We start from the raw sequence: 5,715 nt of genomic DNA on the forward strand, positions 1-5,715 counted from the left end.
CCGCGCGCGCCTCCGTCGAGCGGCCGGGCGGCGGTGCGGTCCCGGCCCCCGTCGTGCCGGCCCCGGGGGCACCGGCGCCGGGGGCACCGGCCGGCGGTGACGTCGCGGGCGTCCGCGGGGGGTACGACGGCGGGAGCGCACCGCCCGCACCGGTGCGCGGCCACACGGGCGTGCGGGTCGTCGTCAGGCTGCGCCCGGCGGCCTCGAGGAGGGCGGCGAGCTCGGCGCCCGAGCCCGGCCGCGCCGCCGGGTCCTTGGCCAGCAGGCGCAGCACGAGCGCCGCCAGCGCCACCGGCACGGCGGGGGGCAGCGGCGGCACGGGGGAGTTCACGTGCGCGACGGCGATGTCCACCGTCGTCGGGCCCGTGAACGGCCGCCGGCCCGCCAGCGCCTCGTAGGCGACCACGCCGAGCGCGTACAGGTCGGACAGGGGCGTCGCGGGCCGCCCCACGGCCTGCTCCGGGGAGAGGTACTGCGCGGTGCCCATGACCATGCCCGTCGCCGTCATCGTCTGCTGCCCGGCGGCGCGGGAGACGCCGAAGTCGGTGATCTTCACCGTGCCGTCGCCCGTGACGAGGATGTTGCCCGGCTTCACGTCGCGGTGGACCACGCCGGCGCGGTGCGCGGCGTCGAGCCCGCGCGCCGACTGCACGAGGATCGGCACGAGCCGCTCCGGCGGCAGCACGGGCTCCCGCTCGAGGACCTCGCTCAGCGGCTCCCCGTCGACGAGCTCCTGCACGAGGTACGCGGACCCCTCCTGCTCGCCGTAGTCGAACATCTGGGCGATGGCCGCGTGCCGCAGGTCGGCGGAGTTGCGCGCCTCCGCCTGGAAGCGCGCGAGGAAGGTCGGGTCGCCCGCGAACTCCTCGCGCAGCACCTTGACCGCCACGGGCCGCTCGAGCGAGAGGTCCGTGCCGGCCCACACCTCGCCCATGCCGCCCGTCGCGATCGGCCGGTCGAGCCGGTAGCGGCCGCCGAGCACCGTGCCCTCCGCGGCCCTCACGGCGCCAGCACCGCCTCGAGGACGGCCCGCGCCACGGGGGCGGCCACGCGCCCGCCCGTGGCGTCGGAGCCGAGGTCGCCGCCGTTCTCGACGAGGACCGCGACGGCGACCTGCGGGTCCTCGGCCGGCGCGAACGCCGTGAACCAGGCGTGGGGGGCGACGTCCGCGGTCGTCTGCGCCGTGCCCGTCTTGCCCGCGACCGCGACCCCGCCGATCCGCGCCGCGGTGCCGCTGCCGCTCTCGACGACGCCGAGCATCATCTGCGTGAGGGTGGCGGCCGTCTCCTCGGACACGGGCTCGGCCAGCACGTCGGGCTCCGTGGTCGACACGACGGACAGGTCGGCGGCCCGGACGGTGTCGACGAGGTACGGGCGCATGAGGGTCCCGCCGTTCGCGATCGCCGCGGCGACCATCGCCATCTGCAGCGGGGTGGCCGTGACGTCGCCCTGGCCGATCGCGGCCAGGGCGGTCTGCGCGCCGTCCGGTGCCTCGGGGAAGGCGCTCGTCGCGGTGCTGGGCAGCAGGTCCTCCACGGTGGTGCCGAAGCCGAACGCCTCGGCCTGGGCGCGCAGCGCGTCGGCGCCGAGGTCGATCCCCAGGCTCGCGAAGGCGGTGTTGCACGAGACCCGCAGCGCCTCGGCCAGCGAGACGGGGTCCGCGCCGCAGCCGCCGCCCCCGAAGTTGCCCAGGGTGCGGGTGCTCTGCGGGAGCGGGAGCTCCGTCGGGGCCGGCAGCGTGCTGCCCGCGGTGTAGCGGCCGCTCTCGAGCGCCGCCGCCGCCGTGACGAGCTTGAAGGTGGAGCCGGGCGGGTAGAGCTCCTGGCTCGCCTTCGAGCGCAGGGGGTTGCCCTCGGCCGCGAGCAGCTCGGAGAAGGCCGCCGACGCCGCGGCGGTGTCGTGCACGGCGAGCGCGTTCGGGTCGTAGCCGGGGGTGGAGACGAGGGCCAGCACGGCGCCGGTGCGGGGGTCGAGGGCGACGACGGCCCCCCGCTGCCCGCCGAGGGCGTCGCGGGCGGCCCGCTGGGCGGCGGGGTCGAGCGTGGTCTCGACGGTCGCCCCCTCGGGGCTGCGCCCGGTGAGCACGTCGCGCAGGCGGCTGAAGAAGAGGCGGTCCGAGCGGCCCGTCAGGACGTCGTCGGCCGTGTCCTCCAGCCCCCACCCGGCGCCGTTGGCGATGGAGTAGAAGCCCGTGACGGCCGACCACAGCGGCCCGTCGGCGTAGACGCGCTGGTAGCCGAAGGCGTCGTCGACCGGCGTCGAGGAGGCCACGGCCTCCCCGGCCACGACGATGGAGCCGCGCGCGTTGCCGAACTCCCGGTAGAGCGTGCGGACGTTGCGCGGGTCGTTGTTGAGCGACCCGGCCTGGAGGTACTGCACGGTCGTGACGGACCCGAGCAGGGCCAGGAACATCACGAGGACGACGGTCGCCAGGCGGCGCAGGGGCGTGTTCACCGCGGCACCCCCCGCACGACCTCGGTGGGCTGGTCGTCGCCCTCGTCGCCGGCCCGCGCCGGCCGTCCGCCGCCGAGGATCTCGACGCCGGCCGCCGGGGTGGCGAGGCCCGCCGTGCCGCCGCCCGGGGTCGTCGTGCGGACCACCGGGGCCGGCCGCCGCGCCTCGTCGGAGATCCGCAGCAGGAGCGCGACGACCACCCAGTTCGCGACGAGGGACGAGCCGCCGTAGGCGAGGAAGGGGGTGGTGAGGCCGGTGAGGGGGATGAGCCGGGTGACCCCGCCCACGACGACGAAGCACTGCACGGCGACGACGAACGCCAGGCCGCCGGCGAGCAGCTTGCCGAACCCGTCGCGGACGCCGAGGGCGGTGCGCAGGCCGCGCTGCACGAGCACGAGGTAGAGCGACAGGATCGCCATGAGCCCCGTGAGGCCGAGCTCCTCGCCGAGCGAGGCGACGATGAAGTCGGACTCGGCGTAGGGGACGAGGTCCGGGCGCCCCTCGCCCCAGCCCGTGCCGAAGAGCCCGCCGCTGGCCATGCCCCACAGGCCCTGCACGAGCTGCCCCGAGCCGCCGGGCGAGCGGCGGTAGACGTCGTCGTCGAGCGCGTGCAGCCACACGTCGAACCGGGCGGCGACGTGCCCGAAGGTGGCCGCGGCGAGGGCGGCGCCGCCCGCGAACAGCGCGAGGCCGAGGACGACCCAGCTCACCCGCTCGGTCGCGAGGTAGAGCATCGCGACGAACATCCCGAAGAAGAGCAGCGAGGTGCCGAGGTCGCGCTCGAGGACGAGCACGGCCAGCGAGGCGCCCCACACGACGAGGATCGGGCCGAGGTCGCGCGCGCGGGGGAGCTGGAGGCCGAGGACCCGGCGCCCGGCCAGCGCGAGGGTGTCGCGGTTGCTGACGAGGTACCCCGCGAAGAACACGGCGAGCGCGATCTTGCCGAACTCCGCCGGCTGCATCCCGACCCCGCCCACGCGCACCCAGATCCGGGCGCCGTTGATCGTCTGCCCGATGACGGGCACGAGCGGCAGCACGAGCAGGGCGAGCCCGGCCAGCATCGCGACGTAGGTGTAGCGGCGCAGGGTGCGGTGGTCGCGCAGGAGCACGAGGACCGCGAGGGCGAGCGCCACGGAGACCGCCGTCCACATGAGCTGGCGCCCGGCGAACGCCGACTCGACGCCCCGGGTCTGCCGCGCGAGGTCGATGCGGTGGATCATCGCCAGGCCGACGCCGTTGAGCGCGACCGCCACGGGCAGGATCACGGGGTCCGCCCACGGCGCGCGCCACCGCAGCACGAGGTGCACGGCGAGCGCGAGCCCCGTGAGCACGCCCGCGTGGCCGAGCCAGTTCGCCGGGACCTCCTGCGCGGTGCCGAGGCCGACGAGGGCGTAGGCCCCGATCCCCAGGGCGAGCGACAGCACGAGCAGGCCCAGCTCGGTCCAGCGGCCCGCGCGGACCCGGTGCGTCTCGACGGTCGCCACGGCTCAGCCCTCCGGCGCCGGGGGCGCGGGGGTCGGGCCGCCGGGGAGCCCGGGACCGGTGCCGGGGTCGGTGCCGGGGTCGGTGCCGGGGTCGGTGCCGGGCGCGTCCGTGCCGGCCGTCGGGAGCGCCGACGGGGTCGGGGTGGCGGTCGGCCGCGTGCGGGCCTCGGCCTCGGCCTCCTCGAGCGCCGCCGCCTGCTCCTCCAGCGCGGCGAGGAGGTCGCGCGCTGCGGCGAGCGACGCCGTCTCGATCGTGGCCGTCACCACGTCCTGCTGGTACACGGGCAGGTCGTCGAGCCGCACGTCGGAGCGCTCCACCGCGGTGGACAGGGTGAACGGACCCAGCGTCCCCGGCAGGCCCCGGAACACGGCGACCCGGTCGTCGAGGGCGCCGACGTAGTACTGGGTCTGCGTCCACGCGTACGCCGCGAGGCCGGCGCCCGCGAGCAGCACGAGCGCCACCACCGTCACGAGCACCGTGCGCAGCCGTCGGCGCGGGGACGCCTCGTCGTCCGCGCCGGCCCCGCCCGGCGCCGTCGCCTCGGGGCGGGGCGTGGCCTGGGCGGCGAGCGCCGCGGCGCGGGCGGCGGGGCTCGCGCTCGCGGTCGTCGGCACGTCGCGGTGCGTGGCGGCCGCCCCGACGACGGCCGAGCGCTGCGAGGGGGCGCCCCCGTCCGGCACGGCGTCGAGGTCGACGACGTCGGCGACGACGACGGTGACGTTGTCCCCGCCGCCGGCGCGCAGCGCGAGCTGCACGAGCCGGTCGGCGCAGGCGTCCACGTCGTGCTCGGTGGCGAGCGTCTCCGCGAGGGTCTCGGCGCTGACGAAGCCCGACAGGCCGTCGGAGCACAGGAGCCAGCGGTCGCCGGGGCGGGCCTCGCGGACGGACAGGTCGGGGGTGGTGTCGGCGTCGAAGTCCCCGAGCACCCGCATGACGACGGAGCGCTGGGGGTGGGTCTCGGCCTCCTCCGGCGTGATGCGGCCCGTGTCGACGAGGTGCTGCACGTAGGTGTGGTCGGCCGTGACCTGGGTGAGGACGCCGTCGCGCAGGAGGTAGCCGCGCGAGTCCCCCAGGTGCAGCATCGCGAGCTTGTTGCCCGCGCGCAGGATGGCGGTCACCGTCGTGCCCATGCCCGAGAGCGTCGGGTCGGCGTCGGAGCGGGCGATGATCTCCTCGCGCGCCACGTCGAGGGCGTCCTCGAGCTCGTCGAGCGCGTCGTCCGGCCCGTGCGCCTCGTCGTCGAGCGGGGCCATCGCGGCGACCGCGACGGAGGAGGCCACGTCGCCGCCCGCGTGGCCGCCCATGCCGTCGGCGACGACGAGCAGGTGCGGCCCCGCGTAGGCGGAGTCCTGGTTGTTGGCGCGCACGAGGCCCACGTCGGAGCGGGCGGCGTAGCGCAGGGCGACGGCCACGGGCTACCTCTGCAGCTCGAGGACGCTCTGGCCGACCCGCACCGCGACGCCCGTGCGCAGGGGGACGGGCTCCGTGATCCGCTGCTCGTCGACCCACGTGCCGTTCGTCGAGCCGAGGTCCTCGACCCACCAGCCGCCCTCGTGCGGGAAGACGCGCGCGTGGCGGGAGGAGGAGTAGTCGTCGTCGAGGACGAGGGTGCAGCTGGGGGCCCGGCCGACGAGGACCGCGGACGCGCCGAGCGGCAGCGTGGTCCCGCGCAGCGGCCCCTCCGTCACGACGAGGCGCGAGGGCCCGTCGCGGCCGCTGCGGCGCGGCACGCGGCCGGCGGGGGCCGGGGCGGCGCCCGCGACGGGGGCGCCGGCG

At 77.2% G+C, this 5,715-nt stretch carries 5 protein-coding genes; all 5 read right to left on the minus strand.

Annotated features, from left to right (window positions below; all coding sequences use genetic code 11):
• A partial coding sequence (locus EJA20_RS17765) for a serine/threonine-protein kinase (protein ID WP_164984053.1) occupies positions 1-1,003 on the minus strand: 1,003 nt, incomplete at its 3' end.
• A complete protein-coding gene (locus tag EJA20_RS17770; RefSeq protein WP_129339852.1) occupies positions 1,000-2,454 on the minus strand; it encodes a peptidoglycan D,D-transpeptidase FtsI family protein in 1,455 nt (484 codons plus the stop codon). The genes EJA20_RS17765 and EJA20_RS17770, both read right to left, overlap by 4 nt.
• Entirely contained in the window at positions 2,451-3,938 is a 1,488-nt protein-coding gene (locus tag EJA20_RS17775) for an FtsW/RodA/SpoVE family cell cycle protein (RefSeq protein WP_129339853.1), read from the minus strand. The genes EJA20_RS17770 and EJA20_RS17775 overlap by 4 nt, the downstream gene beginning before the upstream one ends.
• 3 nt (positions 3,939-3,941) lie before the next feature.
• Complete coding sequence (locus EJA20_RS17780) at positions 3,942-5,351, minus strand: PP2C family protein-serine/threonine phosphatase (protein WP_129339854.1); 1,410 nt, start codon at positions 5,349-5,351, stop codon at positions 3,942-3,944.
• 3 nt (positions 5,352-5,354) lie between these two features.
• Positions 5,355-5,715, minus strand: a 361-nt coding sequence (locus tag EJA20_RS17785; protein ID WP_164984054.1) for an FHA domain-containing protein FhaB/FipA, incomplete at its 5' end; no start/stop codon positions are given.

Origin of the sequence: Cellulomonas endophytica (assembly GCF_004123805.1) — a bacterium.
Taxonomy (GTDB): domain Bacteria; phylum Actinomycetota; class Actinomycetes; order Actinomycetales; family Cellulomonadaceae; genus Cellulomonas; species Cellulomonas endophytica.